Annotated in this window: 3 protein-coding genes; all 3 read right to left on the reverse strand. The window is 52.4% G+C overall.

Annotation, left to right across the window (positions count from 1 at the left end):
* Window positions 1–345: MFS transporter (locus BN93_RS18635; RefSeq protein WP_044260390.1), on the reverse strand; the 345-nt coding region annotated here is incomplete at its 3' end.
* The gene (locus BN93_RS09980) at window positions 342–1,505 is read right to left on the reverse strand and encodes a glycoside hydrolase family 130 protein (protein WP_019188194.1); all 1,164 of its coding nucleotides are present in this window, start codon (window positions 1,503–1,505) and stop codon (window positions 342–344) included. The genes BN93_RS09980 and BN93_RS18635, both read right to left, overlap by 4 nt.
* 170 nt (window positions 1,506–1,675) lie before the next feature.
* On the reverse strand, window positions 1,676–2,776 hold the full coding sequence (locus BN93_RS09985) for a glycoside hydrolase family 26 protein (RefSeq protein WP_019188195.1): 1,101 nt from the start codon (window positions 2,774–2,776) through the stop codon (window positions 1,676–1,678).
* Window positions 2,777–2,780: the final 4 nt, after the last annotated feature.

Genomic DNA, 2,780 nt, shown 5'->3' on the forward strand with positions numbered 1-2,780 from the left:
CAGCCCGTAAGTGATAAAGGCGTAGACGATTTTCCCCGTCTCGTGCATCGGTGGGGTGAGGAATGTTAGCACGCCAATGACTCCGAAGGGCACGGCCAGATAGAGCAAGTACGGGCGAAAGCGCCCCCAGCGCGACGAAGTGCGGTCGGCTACGGCTCCAACGATGGGGTCGAAGAACGAGTCCCATACGCGAGTGATGGCGAACATGGTGCCGACAATGGCGGCCGAGATGCCAAATACGTCGGTGTAGAATATCATGAGATAGGCTCCGAAGAGTTTCCAAAACATCGACGACGACATGTCGCCCAGTCCGTAACCTATCTTTTCGCTAAGTGCAATCTTCATAATGCGCGGTTTTTGGCAATGAGTTTCTTGATGGTTTCAACACTAGCGGCGGTGGTTAGTCCGTCTTGCGGCGTGTGTAGGCAATAGTCTACCAGCCGCTCAATGGTCGACGTGGCCACGTGCATGCGTGTGTCCGACGAGGCGTAATAGATAAACACGCGCCCGTCTTCGTCGGCAATCCATCCGTTAGAGAACGTCACATTCATCACGTCGCCCACATATTCGCCGCCTTGTGGCACCAAAAGGTAGCCGCCGGGCTGGGCAATCAGTCGCGTGGGGTCGTCAAGTGCGGTCATATACATATAAAGAACGTAGCGCAATCCGCTAGCGCAGCCCCTCACGCCATGTGCCAAATGCAACCAGCCTTGTGGCGTTTTGATGGGATGCGGACCTTCGCCGTTCTTCATTTCCATGATGGTATGGTAGTGGCGAGGGTTGATAATGGTTTCTTCGTGCACCTCGGCGTGGGTTATATCGTCCACCAATGCCCAGCCGATGCCGCCCCCCGAACCTGTATCGATAAAGCCATCTTGCGGACGGGTGTAGAAAGCGTACTTGCCATCAACGAACTCGGGGTGCAAAACAACGTTGCGTTGCTGACTCCGCGCTTTAAGATCGGGCAGTCGTTCCCACGTTTTCAGGTCGCGTGTGCGTGCTATTCCGGCCGTGGCCGTGGCTGCCGATAGGTCGGCTGGCTTGCTGTCGTCGTGGCGTTCGGCACAAAACACACCGTAGATGTAGCCATCCTCGTGCTGGGTAAGGCGCATGTCGTAGATGTTTGTTGCGGGATTATCGGTTTCGGGCATGGTTATCGGCTCGTCCCAAAAGCGGAAATTGTCTACGCCATTAGGACTTTCGGCCACGGCGAAGAAGCTTTTTCGGTCGGCTCCTTCAACACGAACCACCAACAGATACTTGTCGCCCCATTTCATTGCGCCTGCATTGAGCGTGGCATTCATCATGATGCGTTGCATCAAGTGGGGGTTGGTGCGTTCGTCTAGGTCGTAACGCCACTCCAAAGGGGTATGTTCGGCAGTGAGTATAGGGTTCGCATAGCGTTCGTAAATGCCGTTGCCATGCGCTAACATTTGGTTAGGGGTGGTGAGCAATGCCTCGTGGCGTTGGCGAAGTGCATTGAGTTTTGAATTGAATGTTAACATATTTGTGAGTTGATGAGTTGGGGAGTTAATGAGTTGATGAGTTAGGGGGGTTAATGAGTTAATGAGTTTGGAGAGTTTGTAGGCTTGCGATTTCTTCATTCACTTTATCTCCTTTAAAAGCAGAATAAGCCTTCAAACGTATCAACTTAAAAACTCAGAAACTCAGAAACTTATTTCTTACCTTTCTTCGATACCATCCAACAGCCTTTTGTTGGTGCGCATTGCAACTGGCTACGAAAAAGGAACGCGCCCTCCTTGTGTATCTTCCTGAAATTGTTGGCGCAGGTCTTCTCGGGTGCCGGACCGAAGTTTTCTTCGGCTTTATCCCATGCGTTGCGCCAAAGCAGCACGTAACTGGGGGTAAATCCCTTGATGGCAGGCAGCAATGTAGAGCTATACCATTGGGCATCGGGCGTGTTTCGGTAGCCTGCCTCGGTTAAAGCATACAGCTTGTTGTGGCTTTTGGCGTACTCGGACATGATGCGCATCTCGTTTTGGCATTGCTCGATGAAGACCGCACTGCCGTTATACTGGTACAAATCCACGCCCAGCACATCCACATAGCTATCTCCGGGGTAAAAGAGAAAGTAATGTTCGGGCGTGTCGTTGGCCTGAGCGTTGGGCGAATAGCTCCAAACCAGGTTGCGCAAGCCTGCTTGCATCATGGCATCGAACGTAAGACGGAACAGCGCCTTGTATTGTTCGGGCGTGCATTGCTTACTTCCCCACCAAAACCAAGCACCGCTCATCTCGTGCCACGGACGGAAAATAGCAGGTACGGCATGGCCTTTTTCGTCTTTAAGCGAGCCCAAGAATTGAGCCAAACGTGTGTGCCAAAGTTGCATTTTGGCCACTTCTTTACCGCCAGGCAACACAGCTGTAACGGCATCTCCCTCCGTATTCCAGGCATCTTTGCCTGTAACGGGGTTGTAGGGGTGCCAACTGATGGTTACGATGCCGCCCTTTTGATGGTGGGCTATAATCTGTTGGCGCATCTTATCAAAGGGAACACCATCCAGATTTTTGTCGTTTCCCAGTTCTAGTCCGCCCAATTCGCAGCCTAAAACGGCGGGATAATCGCCGCAAACATCGTTAACATCGCTGCGCCCAAACTCCCATTTCCACGTCGTTCCGTAGAAAAGGGCATCTTGATGACCGAACATCACGCCGCGCTTTTGCAGCGTTTTCAGACGTTCGATGAGTTGTTGTGCAGGCGTTTTCTGCACCTTTTGCTTTGCGTTTGCGCCCAAGGCGAGCATTGCTATGGCCATTGCT

It is taken from the genome of Prevotella conceptionensis 9403948 (assembly GCF_000312305.1).
Taxonomy (GTDB): Bacteria; Bacteroidota; Bacteroidia; order Bacteroidales; family Bacteroidaceae; genus Prevotella; species Prevotella conceptionensis.